General features: G+C 71.0%; 21 protein-coding genes. 6 read left to right on the top strand and 15 right to left on the bottom strand.

Translation table 11 applies throughout. The features are described 5' to 3' along the window. Positions 1–16: 16 nt before the first annotated feature. Both ACFT9I_RS04685 and ACFT9I_RS04680 read right to left on the bottom strand, forming a co-directional pair. The gene (locus ACFT9I_RS04685; protein WP_382560666.1) at positions 17–1,765 is read right to left on the bottom strand and encodes a pyruvate dehydrogenase; all 1,749 of its coding nucleotides are present in this window, start codon (positions 1,763–1,765) and stop codon (positions 17–19) included. Between the two features lie 98 nt (positions 1,766–1,863). Next, entirely contained in the window at positions 1,864–3,462 is a 1,599-nt protein-coding gene (locus ACFT9I_RS04680; RefSeq protein WP_382560663.1) for a protein phosphatase 2C domain-containing protein, read from the bottom strand. Between the two features lie 463 nt (positions 3,463–3,925). Between ACFT9I_RS04680 and ACFT9I_RS04675 the strand changes: the two genes are divergently transcribed. From ACFT9I_RS04675 to ACFT9I_RS04660, 4 genes are all read left to right on the top strand, one after another. Continuing rightward, positions 3,926–4,942 (top strand): helix-turn-helix domain-containing protein, encoded by a 1,017-nt coding sequence (locus ACFT9I_RS04675; RefSeq protein WP_382560661.1) that lies wholly within the window; start codon positions 3,926–3,928, stop codon positions 4,940–4,942. A gap of 97 nt (positions 4,943–5,039) precedes the next feature. Then, the gene (locus ACFT9I_RS04670; RefSeq protein ID WP_382560658.1) at positions 5,040–5,522 is read left to right on the top strand and encodes a DUF456 domain-containing protein; all 483 of its coding nucleotides are present in this window, start codon (positions 5,040–5,042) and stop codon (positions 5,520–5,522) included. A 117-nt stretch (positions 5,523–5,639) separates the two neighbouring features. Continuing rightward, positions 5,640–6,248: a GPP34 family phosphoprotein gene (locus ACFT9I_RS04665; RefSeq protein WP_382560655.1), complete on the top strand. Its 609-nt coding sequence runs from the start codon at positions 5,640–5,642 to the stop codon at positions 6,246–6,248. 162 nt (positions 6,249–6,410) lie between these two features. Further along, positions 6,411–8,756, top strand: a complete 2,346-nt coding sequence (locus ACFT9I_RS04660) for a Tat pathway signal sequence domain protein (protein WP_382560652.1) — start codon at positions 6,411–6,413, stop codon at positions 8,754–8,756. 32 nt (positions 8,757–8,788) lie between these two features. On the opposite strand, the gene ACFT9I_RS04655 is transcribed toward ACFT9I_RS04660, so the two are convergent. Continuing rightward, complete coding sequence (locus ACFT9I_RS04655) at positions 8,789–9,622, bottom strand: M23 family metallopeptidase (RefSeq protein ID WP_382560649.1); 834 nt, start codon at positions 9,620–9,622, stop codon at positions 8,789–8,791. Between the two features lie 345 nt (positions 9,623–9,967). On the opposite strand from ACFT9I_RS04655, the gene ACFT9I_RS04650 reads away from it, so the two are divergent. Next, positions 9,968–11,365 carry an N-acetylmuramoyl-L-alanine amidase gene (locus tag ACFT9I_RS04650; RefSeq protein ID WP_382560646.1) on the top strand — a complete coding sequence of 466 codons (1,398 nt, stop codon included), beginning with the start codon at positions 9,968–9,970 and terminating at the stop codon, positions 11,363–11,365. 44 nt (positions 11,366–11,409) lie between these two features. Here ACFT9I_RS04650 and ACFT9I_RS04645 read toward each other — a convergent pair whose 3' ends face one another. From ACFT9I_RS04645 to ACFT9I_RS04600, 10 genes are all read right to left on the bottom strand, one after another. Next, entirely contained in the window at positions 11,410–12,411 is a 1,002-nt protein-coding gene (locus ACFT9I_RS04645; RefSeq protein ID WP_382560644.1) for an ArsR/SmtB family transcription factor, read from the bottom strand. Between the two features lie 126 nt (positions 12,412–12,537). Next, positions 12,538–13,512, bottom strand: a complete 975-nt coding sequence (locus ACFT9I_RS04640; protein WP_382560641.1) for a terpene synthase family protein — start codon at positions 13,510–13,512, stop codon at positions 12,538–12,540. Further along, a complete protein-coding gene (locus ACFT9I_RS04635; protein WP_382560638.1) occupies positions 13,509–14,867 on the bottom strand; it encodes a cytochrome P450 in 1,359 nt (452 codons plus the stop codon). The genes ACFT9I_RS04640 and ACFT9I_RS04635 overlap by 4 nt, the downstream gene beginning before the upstream one ends. Positions 14,868–14,876: 9 nt before the next feature. After that, positions 14,877–16,475, bottom strand: a complete 1,599-nt coding sequence (locus ACFT9I_RS04630) for a prenyltransferase/squalene oxidase repeat-containing protein (RefSeq protein ID WP_382560635.1) — start codon at positions 16,473–16,475, stop codon at positions 14,877–14,879. Between the two features lie 47 nt (positions 16,476–16,522). Continuing rightward, positions 16,523–17,605 carry a polyprenyl synthetase family protein gene (locus tag ACFT9I_RS04625; protein ID WP_382560632.1) on the bottom strand — a complete coding sequence of 361 codons (1,083 nt, stop codon included), beginning with the start codon at positions 17,603–17,605 and terminating at the stop codon, positions 16,523–16,525. 149 nt (positions 17,606–17,754) lie between these two features. Further along, the gene (locus ACFT9I_RS04620; protein WP_382560629.1) at positions 17,755–19,062 is read right to left on the bottom strand and encodes a cytochrome P450; all 1,308 of its coding nucleotides are present in this window, start codon (positions 19,060–19,062) and stop codon (positions 17,755–17,757) included. Further along, positions 19,059–19,679 carry an ATP/GTP-binding protein gene (locus tag ACFT9I_RS04615; RefSeq protein WP_382560626.1) on the bottom strand — a complete coding sequence of 207 codons (621 nt, stop codon included), beginning with the start codon at positions 19,677–19,679 and terminating at the stop codon, positions 19,059–19,061. The genes ACFT9I_RS04620 and ACFT9I_RS04615 overlap by 4 nt, the downstream gene beginning before the upstream one ends. Continuing rightward, the gene (locus ACFT9I_RS04610) at positions 19,651–20,034 is read right to left on the bottom strand and encodes a DUF742 domain-containing protein (RefSeq protein WP_382560623.1); all 384 of its coding nucleotides are present in this window, start codon (positions 20,032–20,034) and stop codon (positions 19,651–19,653) included. The genes ACFT9I_RS04615 and ACFT9I_RS04610 overlap by 29 nt, the downstream gene beginning before the upstream one ends. Continuing rightward, positions 20,031–20,444 carry a roadblock/LC7 domain-containing protein gene (locus tag ACFT9I_RS04605; protein ID WP_382560829.1) on the bottom strand — a complete coding sequence of 138 codons (414 nt, stop codon included), beginning with the start codon at positions 20,442–20,444 and terminating at the stop codon, positions 20,031–20,033. The genes ACFT9I_RS04610 and ACFT9I_RS04605 overlap by 4 nt, the downstream gene beginning before the upstream one ends. A gap of 2 nt (positions 20,445–20,446) precedes the next feature. After that, entirely contained in the window at positions 20,447–21,865 is a 1,419-nt protein-coding gene (locus ACFT9I_RS04600; RefSeq protein ID WP_382560620.1) for an ATP-binding protein, read from the bottom strand. Between the two features lie 483 nt (positions 21,866–22,348). Here ACFT9I_RS04600 and ACFT9I_RS04595 point away from each other — a divergent pair, with 483 nt between their 5' ends. Continuing rightward, positions 22,349–22,723, top strand: a complete 375-nt coding sequence (locus tag ACFT9I_RS04595; RefSeq protein ID WP_382560617.1) for a PPOX class F420-dependent oxidoreductase — start codon at positions 22,349–22,351, stop codon at positions 22,721–22,723. A gap of 9 nt (positions 22,724–22,732) precedes the next feature. Here the strand turns inward: ACFT9I_RS04595 and ACFT9I_RS04590 are convergent, their stop codons facing one another. Both ACFT9I_RS04590 and rsgA read right to left on the bottom strand, forming a co-directional pair. After that, positions 22,733–24,106 (bottom strand): DNA-3-methyladenine glycosylase 2 family protein, encoded by a 1,374-nt coding sequence (locus ACFT9I_RS04590; protein ID WP_382560614.1) that lies wholly within the window; start codon positions 24,104–24,106, stop codon positions 22,733–22,735. A gap of 155 nt (positions 24,107–24,261) precedes the next feature. After that, complete coding sequence (rsgA, locus tag ACFT9I_RS04585) at positions 24,262–25,404, bottom strand: ribosome small subunit-dependent GTPase A (RefSeq protein ID WP_382560611.1); 1,143 nt, start codon at positions 25,402–25,404, stop codon at positions 24,262–24,264. Positions 25,405–25,479: the final 75 nt, after the last annotated feature.

Below are 25,479 nucleotides of genomic sequence, written 5' to 3'. Positions count from 1 at the left end.
GGTCTGGAAGGAGGGGTCAGGGGCGCGGCACGTTGCGGAGGTTGGAGCGTGCCATCTGGACCATGCGGCCCACCCCTCCGTCCAGCACGATCTTCCCGGCGGAGAGCGCGAAGCCCTGGACCATGTCGGCGCTGATCTTCGGCGGCATGGACAGTGCGTTGGGGTCGGTGACCACGTCGACCAGCGCGGGGCCCTTGTGCTTGAAGGCGTCCTTGAGCGCGCCCGCGAGCTGCTTGGGCTTCTCGACCCGGACGCCGAACGCCCCGGCGGCGCGGGCGATGGCGGCGAAGTCGGGGTTGTGGTTCGTGGTGCCGTACGCCGGCAGACCGGCCACCATCATCTCCAACTCGACCATGCCGAGGGAGGAGTTGTTGAACAGCACGATCTTCACCGGCAGTTCGTACTGGACGAGGGTGAGGAAGTCGCCCATCAGCATGCTGAATCCGCCGTCGCCCGACATCGAGACGACCTGGCGCTCATGGTCGACGAACTGCGCGCCGATGGCCTGCGGCATGGCGTTGGCCATCGAGCCGTGGCTGAACGAACCGATCACGCGGCGGCGGCCGTTGGGTGACAGATAGCGGGCGGCCCAGACGTTGCACATGCCCGTGTCGACAGTGAAGACCGCGTCGTCGTCGGCCACTTCGTCCAGCACGGACGCGACGTACTCGGGGTGGATCGGGACGTGCTTGTCGACCTTGCGGGTGTACGCCTTGACGACGCCTTCGAGCGCGTCGGCGTGCTTCTTGAGCATCTTGTCCAGGAAGCGGCGGTCGTTCTTCATCCGTACGCGCGGCGTCAGACAGCGCAGCGTCTCGCGTACGTCGCCCCAGACCGCGAGGTCCAACTGCGAGCGGCGGCCGAGCCGTTCGGGCCGGACGTCGACCTGGACGATCTTGACGTCGGTGCCGTCGGGGAGGAAGGCGTTGTACGGGAAGTCGGTGCCGAGCAGGATCAGCAGATCGCACTCGTGGGTGGCCTCGTACGCGGCGCCGTAACCGAGCAGTCCGCTCATGCCGACGTCGAACTTGTTGTCGTACTGGATCCACTCCTTGCCGCGCAGGGCGTGGCCGATCGGGGACTTGATCCGCTCGGCGAACTCCATGACCTCGGCGTGCGCCCCGGCCGTGCCGCTGCCGCAGAAGAGCGTGACCCGGTCCGCCTCGTCGATCATGGAGACCAGCTTGTCGATCTCCAGGTCGCCGGGCCGCACCGTCGGCCGGGAGGTGACCAGGGCGTGCTCGATCGCCCTCGTGGGGGCCGGCTGGGAGGCGATGTCGCCGGGGAGGGTCACGACGCTGACGCCGCCCCGGCCGACCGCGTGCTGGATGGCCGTCTGGACGAGCCGGGGCATCTGCTGCGGGCTGGAGATCATCTCGTTGTAGTGGCTGCACTCCTCGAACAGCCGCTCCGGGTGCGTCTCCTGGAAGTAGCCGAGGCCGATCTCGGCCGTCGGGATGTGCGAGGCGAGCGCGAGGACCGGGGCCATGGAGCGGTGCGCGTCGTACAGGCCGTTGATCAGATGCAGATTGCCGGGGCCGCAGGAGCCGGCGCAGGCGGCGAGCTTGCCGGTGATCTGCGCCTCGGCGCCCGCCGCGAAGGCCGCCGCCTCCTCGTGCCTGACCTGGACCCAGTCGATGGCCGCGTTGCGCCGGATGGCGTCCACGACGGGGTTGAGGCTGTCGCCGACGACCCCGTACAGCCGCTGGACACCCGCGCGGGCGAGGATGTCGACGAACTGCTCCGCCACGTTCTGCTTGGCCATGGAAGCGCGCCCTTCTGCTGTCCGGGGAGCCCGGCGGGCCGTCCTCGGCCCGGGGTCCCGTCCGGTACCCGCTGTCCATCAACCCATGCCCCGCGCGGTTACGCCTCCCAGACCCCCACGGCCGTCCGGTCGTCGGCGTACCCCTTCGCCCGCAGCCCGACGTCCGCCAGATACGCGGCGAGCCCCGGCGGCTCGCCGGAGGCCCAGCGCGCGGCCAGTTCGTCGCCCAGGGCAGGTACGCCGCGCAGCGGCTCGGCGAGCCCGACGCTGGTCAGCAGGAGCGTGTCGCCCGGCCGGGCGACCGAGGCGCGGAAGCGGAACGGCTCGGGCGGCGGCGGTACGGGATCCTCCACGATCGGCCCCGGCGGTTTGGTGATCTCCAGGTCCATCGTGAGGCGGTCGCCCTCGGAGGTCTGTTCGGCGGCGGCCTCGGCGAGAGCCCCGGCGGGCGCGGAGCCGAAGCCGAGGACCGGTTCGCCCCGGATGTCGGAGGGCTCGGGGACCAGCGGCTCCAGGTCCTGCCAGGCGCCGTCCCTGAGCCGGAACAGCCCGCCGCCACCGACGCCGAAGAAGACGCGGGTCCGGCAGTCGGGGTCGGCGGAGAGCAGCAGGCAGCGCAGGCTCGCGGTGTAGTCCTCCGGTTCACGGCCCAACTCGGCCGCGCGGGCGCGCAGCTTGCCGTACGTCCGGTCGGTGAGCCGGTGCAGGCCGGACTTCAGGTCGCCCCGGCGGCCGGCTCTTATGTCCTCGGCGAGCCTGCTGTGGCTGCGGCCGACGGCGCCGCCGATCCAGCGGCAGGCGTCGGCGGCGGACAGGTGCGCGCCCTCGGTGGCGCGGGCGCCGGTGGCCACGGCGACCAGGACGAGGGCGCTGGGTCCCGCGCCGAAGCGGGCGGTGAGCAGGGCGTCCCTGCGGGGCTCGCCCCGGTAGCGCGCCGAGTCGCCGCGCATGGAGGCGGCGCGGAGCGTGTACGTGCCGTACTGGGCGCCGTCGAGGGCGGTGTCGGCGACGAGCCGGTCGAGGCCTTCGGCGTCGGCGGTGGGCAGGGCGGTGGGCTCGGCGTCGTACGTGGGCGGGCTGTCACCGACATGGCCGAGACGGACGGCGGGAGCGGGCGGGGGCGTGGGTGCGGCTGCGGGTGCGGGGCTGATCGGAGGCGGAGGCAGGGGCGGGGGCGTCGGCTTGTGGTCGGTGGCGCGCGGGTCCCGCGGCGCCGGATCGGCGACGGCGCCCGGCAGCGCTGCGGCGTCGGTGGGGTCGAACGCGGCGGGCGGCGGCTCCCACGGCGCCCGTGGCCGGGGTGTGAGGGGGGTGTCGGCCATCGTGGGCGGAGGTGGCGGCGGGGGCGGCGATACGGGCTCGGGTGCGGGCTCCGGCGTCGGGTCCGGCGTCTGGATCACCGGGTGGGCGCCGCGCGCCTCCCACCAGGCCAGCGGTCGCGAGACGGGCCCGCCGTCGGCGGCCCCCACGTCCTCGTCGTCCTCACCCGCGTCGTCTTCGTCGTCCACGTCGATCACGTGCCCGTACTGCCTCGGCGACGGCACGTCGTCCCCGCCGAGAGTGTCCGCCGCCGAGTCGAAACGGTCGTCGATCGTGTCGTCCGGCGTTTCGGCCGGACCGGTGTCGGGTGCGGACTCGTCGTACAGCCGGCCCCACCAGTCGTCGGTGGTGGCGGGCCGGTCCCCCTGCTGGCTCATGCTCCTATTGTCGACCGCACGGGGCGTCAGAAAACGGGACAGCCCGAAAAATAAGAGGCATGGCGGGATGACGTCACCGCCACGCGGCCCGAGTCCGCCGGGCGGCCCCACCCCCCACGGGAAGGACGCCCGGCGGACGTTCGGCTGGTCGGAGCGCACCAGGTGCGCCGACCAAGATTCGGGGCCGGAGACCGGCCGTACGCCGACCGTACGCCGATTCGAATCGTAGCGACTCGTCGGGGTTCGACGGGAACGTCCGGGTAGTCAGCTTATCCGGCATAAGGAGCCGGGCTCACACCAATGACACCGAGGCATATCCCTGCGGCCTGTTGATCCGGCAATGTCGCCACATTGGCAGAGTGACGCGTGGTACGGGGATGATGTGGGCGGCGGGTTTACGCCGTGGCCGGTATCCGCCACGGCCTGCCGGTTTTGATACGTGTGTCCGGGGAGGGGTGCAGGGGTGCTGGGAGCAATAGGTCTCGACGAGAGACAGGAGTCGGCGTATCGCGCGCTGGTGGCGCTCGGCGCCGCCGAGGCGGCCGATCTCGCGCATCGGCTCGCGATACCCGAGCAGGACACCGAACGCGCGCTGCGCAGACTGGAGCAGCAGGGGCTGGCCGCGCAGTCGTCGGCCAGGACAGGGCGCTGGGTGGCCGCACCGCCGGCGGTGGCACTGGGCGCGCTGCTCACCCAGCAGCGCCACGAGCTGGAGCGGGCGGAGCTGGCCGCCGTACTGCTGGCGGAGGAGTATCGCGCCGAGTCGGCGGGGCCCGCCGTGCACGATCTGGTCGAGGTGGTGACGGGGGCGAGCGCGGTGGCGCACCGTTTCCACCAGCTCCAGCTCGGGGCGACGGAGGAGATCCGCGCGCTGGTGACCGGCAGGCCGGTGGTGGTGACGGGGACGGACAACGAGTCCGAGGAGCGGGTGGTGACGCGGGGCGTCCGCTACCGCGTGGTGATCGAACGCGAGGTGCTGTCGCTGCCCAACGGGATCAACGAGGTGTCGGCGGCCCTGGGCCGTGACGAGCAGGTACGGGTCGTCGACCGGGTGCCGACGAAGCTGATGATCGCCGACCGCTCGCTGGCGATGGTGCCGTTGACGGCGGGCGACGCGGAGCCCGCGGCCCTGGTCGTGCACGCCAGTGGGCTGCTGGAGTCGCTGTCGGGGCTCTTCGAGGCGGTCTGGCGCGACGCGCTGCCCCTGCGGCTGTTCGCGGGCGTGGACGGCCGGGACGACGAGGCGACGGTGGTGGTCGAGGAGGCGGTCGACGGGCCCGGCGAGACCGATCTGGAGGTGCTCTCGCTGCTGCTCGCGGGGATGACGGACGCGAGCGTCGCCAAACAGCTGGATCTGGGGCTGCGGACGGTGCAGCGCCGGGTGAAGGGCCTGATGGAACTGGCGGGCGTGACGACACGGCTCCAACTGGGCTGGCACGCGTACGAGAAGGGTTGGGTGGCCCGCGACCTGCGGGATTGAGGGGCCGGATCCCCGCCCCGGCCCGCTCGCCGTCCCGCTCCCCGCCTCACTCGCCGCCCCGCGTGCCGCTTCGACGGGGATCCTGCACTCTTGGCAGATGGACGTGTGGCAGCTCGTGCTGGTGGGTCTGGTCATGCTGCTGGGCCTCATCGGTGTGCTGATTCCCGGGGTGCCCGGCCCCGCCATCGTCTGGGCCGCCGTGGTCTGGTGGGCGCTGAGCGACACCTCGGGCACGGCCTGGGCGGTACTGATCGGCTCCACGGCCGTACTGCTGCTCAGCCAGGCGCTCAGACCGCTGCTGCCGTCCCGGCGGACGCGCGAGACGGGGACGCGGCGGCGCACGCTGCTGGCCGGCGGGCTGGCGGGGATCGTGGGGTTCTTCGTGGTGCCGGTGGTGGGCGCGGTCGTGGGTTTCGTCGGCGGCGTCTACGCGGTGGAGCGCGTACGGCTGGGCAGCCACCGGGACGGCTGGGCGTCGATGCGCGCGGTGATGCGGTCGGCGGGCTATCCGGTGCTGGTCGAGCTGTTCTGCTGCCTCCTGGTGGCGGGTGCGTGGCTGGGCGCGACGGTCTGGGGCTGAACCCGGCGGCCGGTCGCGCACGACCGTGCCCGGAAGGCGGCGCGGGATGCCGCCGTGGCCCGCGATCCGTACGGTGGAAGGCGGTAGTGCCACCGCGCATCCCCTGGGGAGCCGTTGATGAACACACCGCGGGACTTGTTGATCATCACCCTGGAGGTGGCGTCCGATCGCCCTCCGGGCAAAGGCGATCTGTCGCTCGCGCTCGCCGGAGCCGAGCTGGTCGATCTCCTGGACGCGCGGGCCGCGAGACTGCGGGACGAGTACATCGTGCCGGGCGACAACCGGGCGGTCGGTGAGCGTCTGCTGGACGAGGCGTCGGCGTCGCTCGCCCGGCAGGAGCCGTTCGAGACGATCGAGGACTGGCTGTGGCGCAGAGGCCGCGGCTTGGCGGACAGCTACGTCACGGCCCTCGGGTCGGAGGGGCTGATCACCCAGCAACGCCGTTTCCGCCGGCTGCCCTTCGTGACCGGCCGGACCGTGCCCGCCGATACCCCTGCCCGCCGCTCGGCGCTCGAACGCTGGACATCGGACGAACCGGTCCTCGCCACACTCGGCGAGGCTGTCGGGATCCGTGACGAGCGGCCCGAAGGTGCCCCCGAGGTGGCCGACGAGGCGGTGGCGACGGTGCTGGACGCCGTTCATGACGCGCTGAGGGACCTGGAAGCGGAACGGCAGAAGCGTTCCATCGAGCAGGCGGCCTTCGACAACGTCTGGCGAGGTCCATGACGCCGCCCCGACGGTCTGTCCGGCGGGCCGGGGCGCCATCGCGGAGCGGCCCCTGCCCCTACCTACACATCGGATCTCTCCCTCTGTATTGACGCGCCTCAGCCTCACCCCTACCTTCCGTCCAGGGATAGCTCGGATGAATCACCTGCCCGGGAGGCGCCAATGGCAACGACTCCGTCCCGACGAGACGTTCTCGCCGGCGGCGCCGCGATCGGCAGCACCGCGCTCGGTGGCGCGCTCGTCGCCGGGGGCATCGCCGCCGTACCCGCGCAGGCGGCGGCGCCCGCCGTCGAGCCGCTGGCCGCCGAGGACAGCTGGCGTGCCGTGCTCGACGACGCCGATCCGGTCTGGCGCGCCATGCCCACGACCTGGTTCGAGGGACCGTTCCTCGGCAACGGCTTCCTCGGCTCCGGGATCTACGCCGAGCCCGGCGCGAACGCGGTCCGTTTCACCGTGCAGCACTCCGAAGTGCAGGACCACCGGCCGGAGTTCGGGTCCCTCTTCGGTCTCGCCCGGCTGCCCGTGGGGCACTTCACCCTGGAGCCCGTCGGCACGATCACCGGTGTCGACTGGCGACTGCGGCTGCGCGACGCCGAGTTGACCGGCACGCTCACCACCGACAAGGGCACGCTGCGGCTGCGCGCGTTCGTCCACACCTCGACGTCCGTCCTCGCGGTCGAGATCATCCCGAGCGAGGGCGAGCGCGGCTTCCGCTGGGTCTTCCACCCGGCCGAGTCGATCAGCCCGCGGGCCGCGCACAAGCCCATCCCCCAGGGGTACGAGGCCAATCCGCCCGCCCTGGTCGAGAAGCACGACGACGCGCTCGGCCAACTGACCGCCGCCGTGCAGCCGTTGCTCGCGGGCGGCCAGCATGTCACGGCCTGGCGCGACCGCGAACGGCACGGGATCCGCACGCTGTACGTGTCGGTGGCCCACTCCCACCCCCGCACCACGGCCCGCGACCAGGCGCTGCGTACGGTACGGGCCGCCGCGCTCGCGCCGTACGATCTGCTCGTCCTGCCGCACCGCGTGCGATGGCAGCGCTTCTACCGCAAGAGCTTCCTCTCGCTGCCCGACGCGCGGCTGCAGAGCTTCTACTGGATCCAGCTCTACAAGATCGCCTCCGCCGCCCGCAAGGACGCGCCGGTGATGGCGACCTGCGGACCGTGGCTGGAGAGCACGCCCTGGCCGGCCACCTGGTGGAATCTCAACGTGCAGTTGGAGTACTGGCTGATCCACGGCTCCAACCATGTCGAACTCGACGCCGTCACACGCGCGTTGGGCGAGTTCCGGGACCAGCTCACGGCGGAGGTCCCGACGCCGTACCGTACCGATTCGGCCGCCGTCCCCCGCACCACCGACGCCCGTCTGGTCAACGGCGGCGCCACACCGCCCGACCAGGGATTCGGTGTCGGCATCCCCGGCCAGGACCCGCCGACTCCCGAGGTCGGCAATCTCGTCTGGGCCCTGCACAACGTGTGGCTCAGCTACCGCCACACGATGGACGAGTCGATCCTGCGCGACGTCCTGTTCCCGCTGCTGCGCAAGGCCGTCAACTACTACCTGCACTTCCTCGACACCGGTCCGGACGGCAAGCTGCATCTGCCCGCGACATCGTCGCCCGAGTACGGGGTCAACTCCGCGGACTGCAACTACGACCTGATGCTGCTGCGCTGGGGCTGCCGGACGCTGCTCGAATCGGCCGAACTGCTGGGCGTGCGGGACCCGTTGGTGCCGCGCTGGCAGGAGGTCGCGGCCAGGCTCGTGCCGTATCCGACGGACGCGAACGGCTTCATGATCGGCGCGGAGGTGCCGTTCGCCAAGTCGCACCGGCACTACTCGCATCTGCTCGCGGTCTATCCGCTGTACGAGATCACCGGCCGCACCGCCGAGGAGCGCGCGCTGATCGAGACGTCGCTCGCCCACTGGATCAGCTTCGAGGGCGCCCTTCAGGGCTACACCTTCACCGGGGCCGCCTCGATGTCGGCGCTGCTGGGGAAGGGCGACGACGCGCTCGGGCATCTCGGCGAGCTGATGACCCGTTTCATCCAGCCCAACACGATGTACCAGGAGTCGGGCCCCGTCATCGAGACCCCGCTGTCGGCCGCCCAGTCGGTGCACGACATGGTCTGCCAGTCGTGGGGCGGGGTCGTGCGGGTCTTCCCGGCGGTGCCCGCCGAATGGCGTGAGCTGGTGGTGCACGACTTCCGTACGCAGGGCGCGTTCCTGCTCAGCGCGGTCCGCGAGGAGGGCCGTACCCGCTGGGTCAGGATCACCAGCGAGGCGGGCGCGCCGTGCGTCGTACGGCACGGCATCGAGGGCCCGGTCGACGTACGCGACCGGCGGGGACGGCCGCTCCCGTACGAGGAGACGGCCGAGGGGTCCGTGCGGATCCCCCTGGACAAGGGCGACGCGGCGCTGATCACCGCGGCCGGTGACCGGCCGGACCTCCGTGTCCGGCCGGTCCGGCCGAACGCTCCGGCGGCCCGGTGGGGTCTGCCCACCTGAGGGTCTTTGTTACGGGTGTACGGCTGTGCCGGTCAGCAGATCGGCACGCCGGGGAGTTGCGCCGCGGGATGGTCGATGTAGATGTTGGAGATGAAGCCGCCCTGGTCGCGCAGCTTGCTCCACCAGTTGTTGCTGTATCCCTCGGCGTTCACGGTGTCGCCCTGCTTCTGGCAGATGACGTGGACGTTGGTGGGACCGGCCAGCCGGGTCACGACGGCGGCGTTCAGCCGGGCGTCCGCGCGGACGCTGACGCCGGTGCCCCAGGTGGAGAAGGGGGTGCCGCCGCCTCCGCCGCCACAGCCGTTGTCACTGGTGAGGTACTGCTGGTTGTAGCTGCCCGGGTAGGGGAGGCCGCCGCCGTTGATGACGATGTTCTGCCCGACACCGTTGAGCAGCTGCTCGTAGTGCAGATGGGGGCCGGAGGAGTTGCCGCTGGAGCCGGTGGTGCCGATCTGCTGGCCCTGGTTGACGAACTGTCCGCTGGCCACCGAGTAGGAGCCGAGGTGGAAGTAGTACGTCTGCCAGCCGCCGCCATGGTCGATGGAGATGTAGTTTCCGGCGCCGCTCGGCTGGCTGTGCCGGGTCGCGGTGCCGGCGGCCGACGCGAGGGCCGGGGTGCCGTTGGTGGTGCCGCCGTCCGCGCGGACGAAGTCGAGCGCGCGGCGGACCTCGGCGGAGTGGTGGCTGTAGGTCCACCGCTGGCCGCACGGGTAGGGGGCCTTGAAGTTGGGCCCCGCGGCCGCGGCGGCCGTGTCGGAGGCGCCCGCTTCGGCCGTTTCGGCTGCTCCGGCGGGTACCGTCAGAATCCCGACGAGCACGAGGAGCGCACCGGCGAATGTGGTCGATAGGCGTCTGAGACGGGTCACGAATGCTCCCGGGTGTGGGGGAATGCGGCCGATCGGGCGACGAGCCGTCGACCGCTGCGAGACCCGGCAAAAGTAACGACGGGCGCTCCTCCTCACAACGACCGGGCAGCGCCTTTCGTCGGAGATGAAATGTCTTGCTCCTGACAAGTCGGCACACCACCATGGCGTCGGACGCCGCCGGTGCGGCAGAGTGCGTCGTGCCTTGCCCCACCCCCCACCCGCCACACCCGTACAACTCCACAAGTCACCTCTGTCGAGGAGTGGTTGACAGCTCCTCACCCCGCCTTGCCCCCACTTGTGCGCGTCGGTCCCGGACCCGCGCACCACAGAGCGGAGAGAAGATCGATGACCTTGACGACAGGCTGGAAGCGCGGCCAGGCCGCGCTCCTCGGCACCGTGGTCGCCGCGACGCTGGCCCTCACCGGCCAGCCGGCGACCGCCGCGCCGTACCCCGGCGGCGGTGCCGCCCCGGACGCCGGATCCGGCGTCATGAACACGGCGTTCTCGGCCGCCGCCGCCGAGTTCGACGTACCCCGTGATCTGCTCGTCGCCGTCGGATACGGCGAGACGCACCTCGACGGTCACGGCGGCAGACCGAGTCAGGCGAACGGCTACGGTGTGATGCACCTGGTCAGCCAGCCGAAGCACCAGACGCTGGAGCGGGCCGCGAAGCTCACCGGCGAGTCCGTGGCCGACCTCAAGAAGGACACCGCGGTCAACATCCGCGGCGCCGCCGCCGTCCTGCGCGCCGTCGCCGACGAGCAGGGTCTGGACGCCACCGACCGCGACTCGCTCGCCGAGTGGTACCCGGTCGCCGCCGAGTACGGCGCCGCGACGAACGACCGTACGGCGCGGCTGTACGCGGACACCGCGTACGACCTGCTCAACAAGGGTCTACGCGCGCAGGCCGCCGGCAACGAGCAGGTCCTCGTCAAGGCGCGCAAGGTGACGCCCGACCGCGGCAAGTACGCGAGCATCGCCTCCGACTTCGGCGTGCTGAGCGACGACTACCCGGCGGCGCTCTGGGTCCCGGCGAGCACGTCGAACTACCAGACCGGCCGTACGGCGGCGATCAACAAGGTCGTCGTGCATGTCACCCAGGGGTCGTACGCCGGCTCCATCAGCTGGTTCCAGAACCCGTCCTCGCAGGTCAGCGCGCACTATGTGATCCGGTCCTCGGACGGCCAGGTCACCCAGATGGTCCGGGACGCCAACACGGCGTGGCACGCGCGCTCGGCCAACGCCAGCTCCATCGGCATCGAGCACGAGGGCTTCGTCGCCGACCCGTCCTGGTTCACCGACTCGATGTACCGCTCGTCGGCCGCGCTGACGCGCCACCTCACCGCGAAGTACGGCATCCCCCGCACCCGCGCGGGCGTCGTCGGCCACAGCGAGGTGCCGGGCAACGACCACACCGACCCCGGGGCGAACTGGAACTGGACCTACTACATGTCGCTCGTCAACGGCGGCAGCGGTGACCCGGGCCCCGGCCCCGGCACCTCGTTCCCGACGTGGGGCACCGGCGTGAGCATCCGTCAGGACACGACGACCACCTCGGCGCAGGTCGCCAGCCTGGCGGGACCGACGACCGTCAAGGTCCAGTGCCAGAAGCGCGGACAGCTGGTCAACTACCAGGGGTACAGCAACGACGCCTGGTCCTACCTGCCGGACTACGGCGGCTACATCTCGAACATCTTCATCGACGTCTCGGACGCCTGGCTGCCGGGCGTGCCCAACTGCTGAGCCATCAACCGTAGTTGACACACCATCAGTGATGCATCACCGCCTCAGGGGGCGGGGCCGTCCAACAAGGCCTTGCCCAGCTGGGTGCGGTGGTGCATCATCCGGTTGCCGTGCCGGTGCGAGGTGAGCAGGCCCGCCTCGCGGAGTACGGAGGCGTGCCGGCTCGCCGTCGAGGGAGCCATCCGCAGCGCCCCCGCCAGACCCGTCGTCGTCATCGGCCGGTCGAGCAGTTCGAGCAGCCGGGCGCGTGAGGTGCCGATCAGCTGGGCCACCGGTGGCGTCGCCTCACCTTGCCGGTGGCGCACCAGCCAGCCGGGTGCCGGGGAGAGCGGGTGGACCAGCACCGGGGGAAGCTCGTCGTCCACGAGGGCCAGTGGCGTACCGACGCAGAAGAAGCCCGGCACCAGGGTCAACGTCTGCCCGGACAGCAGGAGTTCGCGGCTGACCGGGTACGGCGTGCGCAGGATCCCCTCCTCGCAGCGCCAGCCGGGCATCTCCTCGTAACTGGCCAGCAGCCCCTCCGATCCCCCGCTCAGCGCGGCCTCGGCGCGGCGGGCACGGTCGGCCGCGGCCTGGGCCCGGATGGCGGGCAGATAGGGCACCACGGCGACCGAGTAGTAGCGCCGCAGCGTCGCCCCGAGCCAGCGCAGCGCCTCCACATCCCCCTCGGCCAGCCGCCGTACGGTGGCCGGGACCGGCCCACGTCTCCGCGCGTAGAGTCGCGCGAGTTCGGCGACCAGGCGCCGACGGGGAGTTGACAGCAGCTGGTCCACACCGATGTCGAGGTCCAGCTCGCCGCGGCCGGGGGTGAGGAAGTCGGGGAAGTACTCCGCCGACGGGCAGAGCAGCATCAACTCCCGTACGGCCGAGGCGAGTCCGGCCCGTTCCAGGGCCGTGCGGACCTCGCGCCGCCAGGGCGCGAAGGCCGGTGGGACATGGTGGTTCTGGAGCAGATGCAGGCTGAGCGCGGCCTCCCACAGAGCGTCGGCCCCGTCCGCCACGCGCAGCCGGTTCAGCTCCCGTCCACGGAGATCGACTCGCAGCACGTTGGACTCCCCCGGAAAGCCTGTGCGTTCAGGCCCGGATTGTAGCGGGGCCGGGTTGCGAGGTGATTGCGGTCGAGATCGCTGTCGGGATCGCGGTCGAGCACGGCGTGCTCCGGACGACACCCCCTAGGCGCCGCCCGGCATGCGGTAGCGGGAGTGATCGATGTGCCAGACGTACGAGGACAGGATGGAGTTGAGGGCCCCCGCGTGGGCGGCGAGCGGGCCCTCGCCGACCGTCAGTTCGGCGATTCGGGCGGTGGCCACCTCGGCCCGCTGTTCGCACATACGGGAGGCCAGCCGGAACGCCTCTTCGAGATCGCACCCGTGCTCTCGCATCAGGAGTGACGGCAGGTTGAGCGAGCCCGACCCGTCGTGGGCCGTCTCCTTCGCGTACGAGGCGAGGTCGTTGATCCAGCCGGCGAAGTCCGCGACGGCCGCCTGGAGTTCGCGGACCGGCGCCAAGGACCTGTCCGGCTCGGTCAGTTCGTACCCGAGGGCGACCTCCGCCGTGGTCATCAGGGTCCGTATGAAGACGGTGTGCGGACGCATCGCGCGGTAGTCGGCCAGGGTGACGTGGTCGGGCCTGTTGATGTGGTGCGCCTCCCAGAGGACGCCCATGAGGTTGTCCCGCAGGTCCGCGGTGAGCCGCAGGTACTGGGTGGGAGTGGCCCGTTCCCCGAACCGGGCCAGGACGTCGCGCAGGGCGGCGCCGAAGGCGCTCGGAGTGCCCGGTGGCTCGTCGTGGCCGGTGACGATGTGGACGTACTCAACTATCGTGCGGACCAGGCGGGCCGGGTCGCGGGCCCCCTCGGCCTCGCCGTGCGCGTCGTCGAACGCGGTGAGCCACAGGAAGAGTTCGGCGCAGAGGAAAAGGCCGTCCCGGTCGGCCGTCGGGAAGGTGCGGGCCATCCCCTGGCCGGTGATGTCGGCCAGGGCGCCCAGTTTGCGCGGTGAGCCGACGAGCGGGAACGTCTGGAGCCACCGGGTGGCGTGCCGCTCGATGTCGTCGGCGTACGGGCTCGCCGGGAAGGGACCGGGGAAGGAGTCCCGCAGGTCGGGCATCGGCAGGGTGGGCGCTGTCGTGCGGGTCGCGTCGTTCATCGGGCCTTCCCCGCGACGGTGTGCTGCCGGAGTTCGGGCACCATGCGCAGGGACGCGGGGTGCGTGGTGATCTCTCCGACCGGGCGTACGGTGCCGGGTGTCGGCCGGAGCCGCCAGCGGGACGCGACCAGCGCGGTGATGACGATCGTCTCGGTCCAGGCGAACGCGTCCCCTATACACATGCGTTTGCCGGAACCGAAGGGGATGAAGGCGCCCTTCGGTGGCTGTGGGCGTTCGGGGAGCCAGCGGTCGGGGTCGAAAAGCAGCGGATCGGGATAGAGACCGGGATCCCGGTGCAGCGCGTAGGGGCTCCAGATCACGTCCGAGCCGGCCGGCAGGGTGAACTCGCCGAGGCCGACGTCCGAGACGGTCTGCCGGGTCACCAGCCACGCGGGGCTGTGCAGCCGCAGGGTTTCGCCGACGAGCCTGCGGGTGTGGACGAGGCGGGTCACGCGCTCGGCGGTGAGGGGACCTTCGGCGAGGACGGAGTCGACTTCCTCGTGGAGCAGGCGCTCCAGCCGCGGATTGCGGCCGAGTTCGTGGAACAGCCAGGCGAGGACGACGGCGGTGGTCTCGGAGCCCGCGGCGAGCAGTGCGACGACCTCGGAAAGGATCTCGTCGTCGGCCAGTGTCGCGCCGGTGTCGTCCTGCGCGGTCAGGAGCAGCGAGACGATGTCGTCGTACGCGTCGGGGTGCGCGCGGTGCTCCGCGATGATGTCGGCGACCGCGGTGCGCAGGGTGGTGCCGGCGGCCCTGGCCCTGCGGTTACCCCTGGTGGGCAGTCGTCCCAGGGCGGACACGGGCAACAGAGCACGCTTCAGGGCCGTTCTGAAGACGGTGTCGACGCTGTGGAGCAACGTGTGGGCGGGCTCCCGCCGGGGCGTCGAGGAGAACAGGGCCGACATGACGACGCTCTGCGCCATGAGCTGCATCTCGGTCTTCATGTCGAGTGGGGTTCCGCCGTCCCAGCCCGCGACGTACGGCTCGACGGATTCCCGCATCGTGTTGACGTAGCCCTCGATCTGCTGCCGGTGGAAGGCCGGCTGCATCATGCGGCGCCGACGCAGATGCGGCTTGCCCTCCGCGACGGGCAGGGCGTCCTTGCCGAAGAGCTTGAGCTTCTCGAAGAGCACCCCCTTGGTGAACTCGTCGGCCTGGCTGGTGAGCATCTTGTGTATCAGGTCGGGCGAGTTGACCACGGTCACCGTCTTCGGGCCGACGGCGATGCGGACGATGGGGCCGTAGGTGCGTACGCGCTGGATGAAAGCGAGGCGGTTTCTGATCAGGGGTACGGCGTGTCCGATGAGCGGGAGCTTTCCGGGCGCGAGCGGTGGAACGTAACTGCCGGTCGTCACGTGTCTGTCCTACCTTTCCGCGTCTGTGAGTGTGGTCTGCCGCCTGTGCAGGCCGTGGCGTGTCCGCAGTCGCTCCCGCACGGCGAGGATCTCGGCTCCGATCATGGCGCCGGGGGCGTACAGGGTTTTGTCGTGCCACAGGGCGGGGTGGTGGCCGGAGCCCGCCCGGTCGTTCAGGTAGGTCTCGGCGCGGTGCAGGGCGCGGGCGTGCCGGGGCAGGTGGTCGGGGGTCGACAGCAGGATCTGTGCGGCGTACGCGGTCTCCTCCGTGGTACCGCCCCATATCCCCCAGGAGCCGTCGTCACGCTGGGTTTCGACCGTCCAGGCCACGGCGGTCCCGACGGCCGTGGACGCGTGGTCCCCGCCGTAGCGCGCGAGCGCGGCCACGCACCGCGCGGTGGCGTAGTAGGGGGACGCGTGCCATTTGTCGGGCCACGGTCCTTCGGGGCGCTGTTGGCCGACGAGCCAGTCGCGCAGCTTGTCCGTCCGGGGACCGTAGGTGTGCCGTGCTCCGGGGTGGCGGCTCACATAGCTGCCGAGCGCCTGGAGCGCGTGCGCGTTCGCGGTGACCGATCCGGTGTCCTCGCCGATGTAGCAGTCGTAGTGACTGCCGTTGTGGAACAGGTCGAGCGGGTCGGGGGTGTGCTCCAGACCGACCAGCGAGGACACCAGCACGGCCATGGCGGTGTCGTCGGCGTCCGTCATGAGGCCGGGTGCGCCGCGTACTCCCCGGGGGTCGTAGAGGTCGTCGGCCCAGCCGCGGACGGTGGGCAGACTGGCGGCCGGCAACTGGACACCGGCCAGCGCGGCGGCGACCCACAGGCGCTCGAAGACGAGGATCGGGGCCGCCTCGGGGAAGAGACCCGAGTAGCGCTGTGCCACGGCTTCGAGGGCCGAGACCGTTCCTGTCGCGGGCGCCGGCGAGATCGCCGCGGCTCGGGCGGCGGTGGCGGCCGGTGAACTGCCCAGCAGGTCCGGTCCGTCGGGTATGAGCGCCCCCGGTATGTACCGGGCCACACCTTCGAAGGTGTGGTGCAACTTGACGGGAAGGCTGCCCGCCGAGGTATACCGCCTCGCCACGTACTCGGGCGCGGCCTGGTCGTAGCCCCGGGGAAGCGCGGGTGCGGGCCCCGGACGCCATCCGCCGACGACCGCTAGCTCGTCTTCGCGGACGCGGGTGAGCTGTTCGTGGATCTTCGCGACCAGGCTGGGGACGAGGATCTCGGCCGCGGCCGTGTCGGGCCACGGTCCGGCCGTGGGCAGCGCGCGCAGCGCGGCGAGACCTCTGTCGACCGCCGTCGCGAGGCGCCGGGTCGTCTCCTCGGGCGTGGCGCCCCGCCGCAGGACCGCCAGTGCGGCTTCCACGCCGCTGAGCGTCGGCAGCAGGCGGTAGCGCTCGGGCCCTTCGCCCCAACTGCCGTCGGGTGCCTGCTCGTTCAGCAGATAGGCGATCCGGCGCTGCTCCCCGGGCAGCCAGGGTGCCGCCGAGATGACGCGGGCGGTCTCGTACAAGGAGGGGCGGACGCTGCCCCACGGGTCCTGGTCGATCCTCGCCACCAGTCGGGCGGCTTCTTGGGGGTAGGTCGCGTTCGCGACCGTGTCGCTCATGGGTTTGCTCGACCTCACGGTTGCGGTGGGGGGGTACCGGCGGGCGGTCATGTCTGCCGCTCCGTGGCGTCCAGGGCGATCTGGCGCAGTTGGGCGGTGGCCGCTTCCGGGAAGGGTGCCTCGTCCAGTGCGGCGAAGGCCGCGTCCCGGCGTGCGGTGATCATTTCTTCCACGGTCCTCCGGGCGCCGGTGGAATCCAGGATGGCGCGGATCTCGGCGGCCTGGTCCTCGTCCAGGTCGCTGCGGCCGACGAGATCGCGCAGGGTCTTACGCTCGACGGAAGAGGCTCGTTGGACGGCGAGGGCCATCAGTACGGTGGCCTTGCCCTCGCGCAGATCGTCCAGTATCGATTTGCCGGTCTCGGCGGGATCGCCGAACACGCCGAGCAGGTCGTCGCGCAGCTGAAACGCTTCTCCCAAGGGGATGCCGAACGCGGTGCAGGCGTCGAGCACGGACGGATCGGCCCCGGCCACCGCCGCTCCGATATGAAGCGGGCGTTCAACGGTGTACTTGGCGGTCTTGTACCGGATGACGTGCAGTGCCGTCTCGACATCGCCGGTCAGCCGGCCGGTGCTCTGCAGGTCCAGGAGCTGGCCGTACATGAGTTCGTTGCGCATCTCGGCCACCAGGGGCATGACCTGGGCGAGCCTGTCCGGGGCGAGGCCCGCCGTCTGGAGGAGCTCGTCGGACCACACGAGTGCCAGGTCCCCGAGGAGGACGGCGGCGCCCAGTCCGTGCGCCGCGGCGCGACCGCGGGGACCGCCGCTGTCGGTGTACGCGGCGGCCAGCGCGCGATGTGCGGACGGCCGGCCGCGGCGGACGTCGCTGTCGTCCATCACGTCGTCGTGCACGAGGGCGAACACCTGGAAGAGTTCGAGGCTCGCGGCCGCGCGGATGACGGCCGTCGTCTCTCCGGCCCCTCCGGCGGCCTGCCACCCGTAGAGGCACAACACGGATCGCAGCCGTTTCCCGCCGGTGAGGAAAGCGCGCAACGTAGAGGTCAGATAGAGCAGTTCGGTGCCGGGCGCGGCCTGGTCCTTGGCATCGAGGAATCCGGTCAGGGCCTCGCTCACCTCATGCCGTACGGACAAGAGGCCAGGCGGACTGGTGGCGGGAGGTGTGGTCGCCATCGGTGGTTGATCCCCTTTCGGTCAAGAACCGTCATGGTGGTTCCGTTCGGGCAGAGGACGGGGCCAGGGCACAGCTGTCCCGCCGGTGTCGCGGTGGTGTGCGGCCGTTCGGCCGACGGCACCACCGCGACACGGCACGGGAGAGCGGGCTAGGAAGCTGTCACCGCCACGCGGTCGCCCGCCGTCGAGGACGCCCCGGTGTCCGTCTCCGGGACGGCGGAACCGCGGCTCCAGGGAGTGACGCCCTTGGCATCGGGCGTCAGCGGAGTGAACCGGGCGGGAAGCGACGTGAGCGTCCGGTGGACGGGCCCGTCGCGATACGTCAACTCTTCAGGAGCGACGGCGAGTTCGATGTCCGGCAGATAGCTCGCGAGTCGTTCGATCGCGGCGGTCGCGATCAGCAGGGCGAGCGACCGGGCGGGACAGGCATGCGGCCCTGCGGCGAACGCCAGATGCGCCTTGGTGCCGGAGCGGTACCCGTCGGCCGGCACCCCCGAGTGGGGGCAGGTGTTGGCGGCGGCGTACGAGACCATCACCGGGGAGCCGGCGGGAAAGTGCGTGCCGTAGAAGGTGACGTCCTTCTTGGGGAAGTGGAAACTGAAGTTCGCCAGCGGCGAGTCGTACCACAGCGCGTCGTCGATGGCGTGCTGGACAGGGAGACTTCCGGTGGTGAGCGTGCCGAAGTACCGGTCGTCGCTCAGCATCCGCACGCAGGTGTTGGCGATGAGGTTGGCCGTCGGCTCGTTCCCCGCGCCGAGGGTGATGATGATCTGGTTGATCGCCTCCTCCTGGCTCAGCCCGTTGGGGTGGTCCATGAACCAGGACGTCAGGTCATGGCCGCGCTGGGCGGCCTTGGTCTCGTAGAGCGTCCCCAGATAGGCGCCGAACGACTGGGCGCCGGCCGCCTTGCGTTCGGGATCGGTGTCCATCATGTCGGCGAGAGCGCCCACCAGCCGGGGACCGTGTTCGTCGTCCATACCGAACAGACCGTTGAAGACCATCAACGGCAGCTGACGCGCGTACTGGCCGACGAGGTCGACCGTCCCGGAGTCCGCGAAGTCCTGGAGCAGCCGGTCGGCATGACGGAACGTCAGAACTCGTACGTCGTTGGGGTCGAGGAGAGCGAAACTGTCGGTGATGACCTTGCGCAGGTGCGCGTGCTCGTCACCGTCGGCGAAGAGGAGACTGGGCCGCCACTCCACCAGGGGTCTGATCGGGCTGTTCTCCGAAACCTGGTCCAGCCAGGGGCGGGTGTCCTTGGACCAGGTGTCCGTGTCCTGCAGGAGTTTGATCGCCGCCTCGTAGTCGGTCACCAGGTGGACGACGAGACCGGTGTCGATCTCCGCGAGGCCGACCGGCCCCTGGAGACGCAGCAGTTCGTAGCTGCGCTGAGGATCGGCCGCGTGCTCGGGCCCGTACAGGGGCACAGCTGTGGTGTGTGGGGGTGTGATGCTCACGAGACTCCGACTCCGGCAGATGCTATGGAATGGGCTGTCAGTGCGATGAGTGCGTTGAGGCTGCTGTCGATCTCGCGGGCATCACAAGTGACCAGTGGGGTGGCTGGGGCGAGGTCGAGCTTCTTGCGAACGATCTCCAGGTCGTAGTCGGGTGAGTCGGGGAAGGTATTGACTGCCACGGCGTACGGCAAACCGCGCTCCTCGATAAGATCCATCACCTCGAAGGACTCGTCCAGGCGCCGGGTGTCGACCAGGACGAGCGCACCGAGGGCCCCGAAGGCGATGCCCTCCCACAGGGGAAGGAACCGCCGCTGCCCCGGAGTTCCGTACAGATACAGGACAACCCGGTCGCCCGGCAGGGTCAGTCGGCCGAAGTCGATGGCGACCGTGGTGGTCGTCTTGTCCCGAAGACCGACCAGGCTGACGTCGTCGGCGTCGGCCGCCGCGTCCGTCATGACTTCGTCGGTGTGCAGTGTGGGGATCTGTGAAAGCGTCCTGATCGCGGTCGTCTTGCCGACGCCGAGGGGACCCGCGACCAGGATCTTGACCCTCTGGTGCGCCCCCTCGGGGAGGTACACGGGACGCGGGCTAGGCGACACGGAGGGATTGGAGTCCACTCAGCACCTCTTCCATGAGTTGCAGCGACGGCCGTCCGGCACGCGAGGGGGCGAGAGCGTCCGGGATCGGCACGCTGGCGTTCAACAAGCCGTCACTGACGAGTTGTTCGGCGAGCATCAGGCCGACACTGGCCGGCAGCGCGAGATACGCGGCTATCTCGACGGCGGTGAGGGAACCGCCCGTCACCAACTCGACGACACGCCGGTGCACCGCCGTGTGGTACGAGGAGAGCGGATGGCCGCTGGCACGCAGAGCCGTGAGTGTGTCGAGGGTGGTGGGTAACGGGGCATCACCGGCGGTTCCGGTCGCCAGATACGCCGGGAGCAGCCGCCTCTGGTGCTGACCGCGGCTCATGACGCGCCGTCATGGGCACGCGCCGAGACAGACATGTGCTGCTCGCCGAGCTTCTTCGCCTGACGCGCCATCATGTGGACGACCACGCCCATGTGCATCGAATCGTCACCGGCGGCCGCGATGAGCGTGTTGGCACCGGCCGGCATGACCATGTAGGTGCCCTCGGCTATCTTCACCGTGACGGTCTCGATGGGCGTGTCCGCCGCGGCCCCGAGCGCCGGGATGACGGCGGCACGGGAGGCGGCGTGCAGTGCGGAGGTCATCGCGGCCACGCCGTCGGCGTCGTCGGCCGACAGGTTCTCGGACCGGGCCTGGACCATCCCGTCGAGGGTCATGAGCAGGGCGTGGTGGACGCCTGGGATCTCGGTGATGGGCGCCAGATACCAGGTCTCGTTCTCGCCGTGGGGCATGGTCACTGCGTTTCCTCCGAATCAGTACCGGTTCGGCCGCTTTCAAGGCCGTCCTGGAATTCACTCCAGGCTTTGAGGGACCGCTCCGGGTCCGGGGCCCGGTATGTGGGAGCGGTGAGTCCTCCGATGGGTGCCGCGGGGCCGCGGCGGCGACGCTGGGGCAGACCGTCCGCACTGTCCGGTACGGGAGTGCGCGGCTTCTCGTCGTCCTCCGCCGCGGTCTCGGTGACCGCTGCGGGCCGCCTCTCCGCCTTCGGTGCCATGGCCGGCTGGGGAGCCATGGCGGACGGCGGCTCGGCCTCCTCGTCGATCGAGGCCAGCAGGTTCGGGGGAATGGTCACCACAGCGCGCACCCCGCCATAGGGAGACGGATGATCGATGGAGACATCGAAGCCGTAGTCGGCGACGAGGCGGCCGATGGCGGCGAAACCCTGGGACGGCGGGTCGCCGAGCTCGGTGAGCATGACATCCTGCGTGTCGGCGGAAAGCAGCCGTGCGCCCCGGGAGGCCGCTTCCGCGGTCATCCCCTTGCCCGCGTCGTCGACCGTGATGCAGACGTTGCCGTTGCCGCTCTGGATCAGGGTGACATCCACCGCGAGGTCGTCACGGGAGTGCTCCAGGGCGTTGGCCATCAGCTCCGCGCAGGCCACGGCGACGGGCTCGGCGGCACGACCGACGATCCCGACGTTGGTGGCTATTCGCGAGTTGATCTTCACGCGGTCGAAGCCACGGAGCCGGGATGAGGCGCCCGTGACGATCTCGGCCACGTAGGTGTCCTTGCGAACGTGCCCCGGCCACGCCCCGCACACGATGGCGGTCCGCTGGATGAGGCGCAGATTCTGCTCGTTGAGATGGTCGGCGGCGAGCATCCGGTGCGTCAGGTGCCCCGCCCCGGTGAACTCCCTCTGCAGGGAGTCGAGTTCCGACTGAAGTCGGTACGACAACGCCTGCGAGTCCTGGCTCGCGCCGCGCAGGGCCGCTCGTGCGGCGGCGTCCACGCGACGACGCTCCTTCAGGACCATCGCCGAAACCCGGGTGACGACCGAGTCGAGAAGTTCAGCGTCCTCGGGTCCCGCCGCTCCTTCGTGCAGCAGTCCGGGTACGGGGTGGTGAGAGCTGATCAGATGGAGCGGGACGGCCGGCAGCCGGGCGGAGACGAGATGACCCACCTCGGCGCGGAACCGCTCCTCGCGGGCCTCGGCCTCCCGAATGCGGGTTTCGGCGTCCCGCGTGCGGGATTCGGCACCGTGTGTGCGGAAGTCGGCGTCGCGCGTGCGCGCCTCGGCGCTCTTCAGCGCCGCGTCCATTTCTCTGCACCGTCGCACCTGTTTGCGACGGGAGAGCGCCAGCAGCAATGCGACGGCGGCCATGACCACGGTCACGGCGCCGAGCACAAGGGCGGGTTCTGAGGGAGAGGTCACGGAAAAAGGGTCCTAGGGGTTCGAGGGGGGAACGGGCGAGTACACCGAAGCGGTCGGTGTCCCCCGCCCATGGGGTGGTGTGCGCCCGGTCGCGACGCGGATCGTCCGCCGGCCCAGGGCGGCGGCGTGCGAGACCGCAGGCGAGGGAGGCCGTCCTTCCGGTGCACAGGAATCGTCCCTTCCGCGCCTCACGACTGCCGGCCTCCGGCACGACCGTGGGACCGGTCGTGCTTGCTCAGCGTCATCGGGACTCCAGGGCGGACGGGGGCGGCGCAGCTGCTTCCGCCATCAGGTGCTGCCTCAGCTCGGTGAGGGATCTCGCCAAAGCGTCGACAGTTTAGGGGAGTTGACCTTCAACTCACAGCACGCCCGGGCAGGCCGCGATGATCATGGAGGAAGAAATAGGGCCAGGTGGGGAGCAACTGCCGCACCATGAGCCGCCCGCTTCCCAGCTCCGGCCGGCGGGCGTGTGAGGCTGGAGTCATGACCGAATTCAGCGAGGCCGAGCGCTCGTACCTCTCCTCCCAGCGACTGGGCCGGCTGGCCACCGTCGACCCGAAGGGCCAGCCACAGGCCAACCCCGTGGGCTTCTTCCCGCAGTCGGACGGCACGATCCTGGTCGGCGGGTACGCGCTGGGCACCACCAAGAAGTGGCGGAACCTCCGGTCCAACCCCCGGGTGGCGCTGGTGGTCGACGACATCGTGAGCCTCAAGCCGTGGAAGGTACGGGGTGTGGACATCCGGGGTGAGGCCGAACTGCTCACCGGGCCCCACGAATTGGGGCCGCACTTCAGCGAGGAACTGATCCGGATCCATCCACAAAAGATTCACAGCTGGGGGCTGGAGGAGACCGGCTGATCCGGGCTCTCAGACGACCGCGGAGGCTGCCCGCAGATGCCGTACCGCGTACGAACGCCACGGCCGCCACGCCGCGTGCCCTGGTTCGCCGTCCGGAGCCACGTCGGGATCGCCCAGGCCCCGCATCCGGATGAGCGCCGCCGTCCGGGCGGTCACACCGGGCACGGTGAGCAGCGCCCGCTCCGCCTCGTCGCGGCTCGCTCCGGCGTCGAGCCGTACGGTGCCGTCGGCGAGGGCGGTGGCGAGCGGGCCGGCCACCGGATCGTCCACCAGGGCGGCCGGGGCGGGAAAGAGCCGGGTGAGCGTGGAGCACGGGCGCTCGACCAGGTCCCCGTACGCCGCGACGAGCCGCCGCGCCTCGTCGGGACCCGCGTGGACGCGCAGCGCGTACTCCTCGGGATCGGCGGTGCCCGGCGCCCGCAGTCCGGGGCGGGCCGCGACGAGCGGCGCGAGAAGCGGGTCGGCGCCGAGGCGTTCGTCCACGGCGTACGGATCGGCGTCGAGGTCGAGGAGACGGCGCAGCCGTTGTACGGCGGTGGTGAGGTCACGCAGGTCGGTGAGGTGGATCCGGGCCTCCAGCCACCCGGAGCGGGCCGTTCCGGTGGACGGAAGCGCCTCGTCCACCGAGACGACGCCGGGGCCGTGCGGCAGGCGCAGCGTCCGCCGGTAGGTGCGGGCGCCGGGCTCGCCGCTCACCTCCTCGACGAAGGGGACGGCCTCGTCGGCGAGCAGGTCGAACATGTCGCGCGCCGCGTAGCGCCCGCGGTAGGCGAGCCGTAGCGGAATACCGGCGAGGGAGGGTACGGCGGGGGCCCGTCCGCCCCCGGCGTGCGATTCGGCGCGCAGACCGCTCGGCGTACGGGCGTAGATCCGCCGGATCGTGTCGTTGAACTGCCGCACGCTCGCGAATCCGGCGGCGAAGGCGATCTCCGTGACCGGCAGGACGGTGGTCTGGAGCAACGTCCGTGCGGTGTGGGCGCGTTGGGCGCGGGCGAGGGCGACGGGCCCGGCACCGAGTTCGGCGGTGAGCTGGCGCTGGACCTGCCGGGCGCTGTAGCCGAGCCGCCCGGCCAGTCCGGGTACGCCCTCACGGTCCACGACCCCGTCGCCGATCATCCGCATGGCGCGGCCGACGACGTCGGCCCGTACGTTCCACTCGGCCGACCCGGGCACGGCGTCGGGCCTGCACCGGCGGCAGGCGCGGAAGCCGTTGCCCTGGGCCGCGGCGGCGGTGGGGTAGAAGCGGACGTTCCGGCGCTTCGGCGTGACCGCCGGACAGCTGGGCCGGCAGTAGATGCCGGTGGTCTCGACGGCGAAGAAGAACGCGCCGTCGAACCGTGGGTCGCGGCTGGCCACCGCCTCGTACCGGGTCTCTTCGTCCATCACACGGTCGAGTGTGCGCCGCTTCCGGCGAGGCCACTAGCGGGATTCGGACGTGGGGGTGGGCCGGACCCCCGTCCGGGGGTCCGGCCCACTCCGGGCACGCGAGCGGTCGGTACCTGCCGTCGGTACCGACCATCGCTACCTGCCGTCGGCGCCTACCGGATACGCCCGCGCTTGGCCTCCATGGCCGCGCGGCCCTCCGCGCCCTTGAGCCGCCAGTCGCGGCGGATCTCGGCGCGCACCCGGGCGTCGGTCTTGGCGACGATGCGCTGGTTCTCCCGCAGCAGCTTGCGGTAGCTCTCCAGCCGCCGCTCGGGCAGCGAACCGTCCTCCAGCGCGGCGAGCACGGCGCAACCCGGCTCACTGCCGTGGGCGCAGTCGTGGAACCTGCACCCCTCGGCCAACTGCTCGATCTCGGCGAAGACCTGCCCGACGCCCTGTCCGGCGTCCCACAGCCCGACGCCCCGCAGCCCCGGGGTGTCGATGAGCACGCCGCCGCCGGGCAGCGCGAGGAGGTTGCGGGTGGTCGTGGTGTGCCGGCCCTTCCCGTCCACCTCACGGATGGCCCGCACCTCCATCACCTCCTCGCCGAGCAGGGCGTTGGCGAGGGTCGACTTCCCGGCGCCCGAGACGCCGAGCAGCACGCTCGTGCTCCCGGAGACGACGGCGGACAGCACGTCGACGCCCTCCCCCGTCGCCGCGCTGACGGCGAGGACCTGCACGCCGGGCGCCGTGGTCTCGACGTCCTCGACGAGATACGACAGACCGGTCGGGTCCGGTACGAGGTCGGCCTTGGTGAGCACGATGAGCGGCTGGGCGCCGCTCTCCCAGGCCAGGGCCAGGAAGCGCTCGATACGCCCCAGGTCCAGCTCGACGGCGAGCGGTACGGCGATGATCGCGTGGTCGACGTTGGCCGCGAGGATCTGGCCCTCGGACCGCTTGGACGAGGTGGACCGTACGAAGGCGGTACGACGCGGCAGCAGCGTCCGTACGTAACGGGGATCGCCACCGGCCGGGTCGACGGCGACCCAGTCCCCGGTGCAGACGACCTTCAGCGGGTCACGCGGCACCACGAACTCGGTGTCGGCCCGCACCGTGCCGTCGGGGGTGACGACATCGCACTGACCGCGGTCAACACGTACGACGCGACCGGGGAGCAGGTTCTGCGCGGCGTACGGAACGAACTCCGCCTCCCAGTCCGCGTCCCAGCCGTACAGAGCGAGGGGATGAGCGGCGGGCACGGCCTCGGAGGAGGTGGAGAGGAACGAGTGGGAAGAGGAAGACGAAGAGGAAGACAAGGGGGAACCCTTCAGGGGGCGGCCCCGGCGTACACGCCGTTCAGGCGCGGACGAAGACGAAGGTCAGCCGGAGAC

Origin of the sequence: Streptomyces sp. NPDC057137 (genome assembly GCF_042670825.1) — a bacterium.
In the GTDB taxonomy this organism is placed as follows: domain Bacteria; phylum Actinomycetota; class Actinomycetes; order Streptomycetales; family Streptomycetaceae; genus Streptomyces.
This window is presented reverse-complemented; position numbering and strand designations above follow the sequence as displayed.

Bases quoted from the DNA above. Each gene is read 5' to 3' on its own strand.
- ACFT9I_RS04685 (WP_382560666.1), bottom strand. From the start codon at position 1,765: ATGGCCAAGCAGAACGTGGCGGAGCAGTTCGTCGACATCCTCGCCCGC.
- ACFT9I_RS04680 (WP_382560663.1), bottom strand. From the start codon at position 3,462: ATGAGCCAGCAGGGGGACCGGCCCGCCACCACCGACGACTGGTGGGGC.
- ACFT9I_RS04670 (WP_382560658.1), top strand. From the start codon at position 5,040: ATGGACGTGTGGCAGCTCGTGCTGGTGGGTCTGGTCATGCTGCTGGGC.
- ACFT9I_RS04665 (WP_382560655.1), top strand. From the start codon at position 5,640: ATGAACACACCGCGGGACTTGTTGATCATCACCCTGGAGGTGGCGTCC.
- ACFT9I_RS04660 (WP_382560652.1), top strand. From the start codon at position 6,411: ATGGCAACGACTCCGTCCCGACGAGACGTTCTCGCCGGCGGCGCCGCG.
- ACFT9I_RS04650 (WP_382560646.1), top strand. From the start codon at position 9,968: ATGACCTTGACGACAGGCTGGAAGCGCGGCCAGGCCGCGCTCCTCGGC.
- ACFT9I_RS04640 (WP_382560641.1), bottom strand. From the start codon at position 13,512: ATGAACGACGCGACCCGCACGACAGCGCCCACCCTGCCGATGCCCGAC.
- ACFT9I_RS04630 (WP_382560635.1), bottom strand. From the start codon at position 16,475: ATGAGCGACACGGTCGCGAACGCGACCTACCCCCAAGAAGCCGCCCGA.
- ACFT9I_RS04625 (WP_382560632.1), bottom strand. From the start codon at position 17,605: ATGGCGACCACACCTCCCGCCACCAGTCCGCCTGGCCTCTTGTCCGTA.
- ACFT9I_RS04610 (WP_382560623.1), bottom strand. From the start codon at position 20,034: ATGAGCCGCGGTCAGCACCAGAGGCGGCTGCTCCCGGCGTATCTGGCG.
- ACFT9I_RS04605 (WP_382560829.1), bottom strand. From the start codon at position 20,444: ATGCCCCACGGCGAGAACGAGACCTGGTATCTGGCGCCCATCACCGAG.
- ACFT9I_RS04595 (WP_382560617.1), top strand. From the start codon at position 22,349: ATGACCGAATTCAGCGAGGCCGAGCGCTCGTACCTCTCCTCCCAGCGA.
- ACFT9I_RS04590 (WP_382560614.1), bottom strand. From the start codon at position 24,106: ATGGACGAAGAGACCCGGTACGAGGCGGTGGCCAGCCGCGACCCACGG.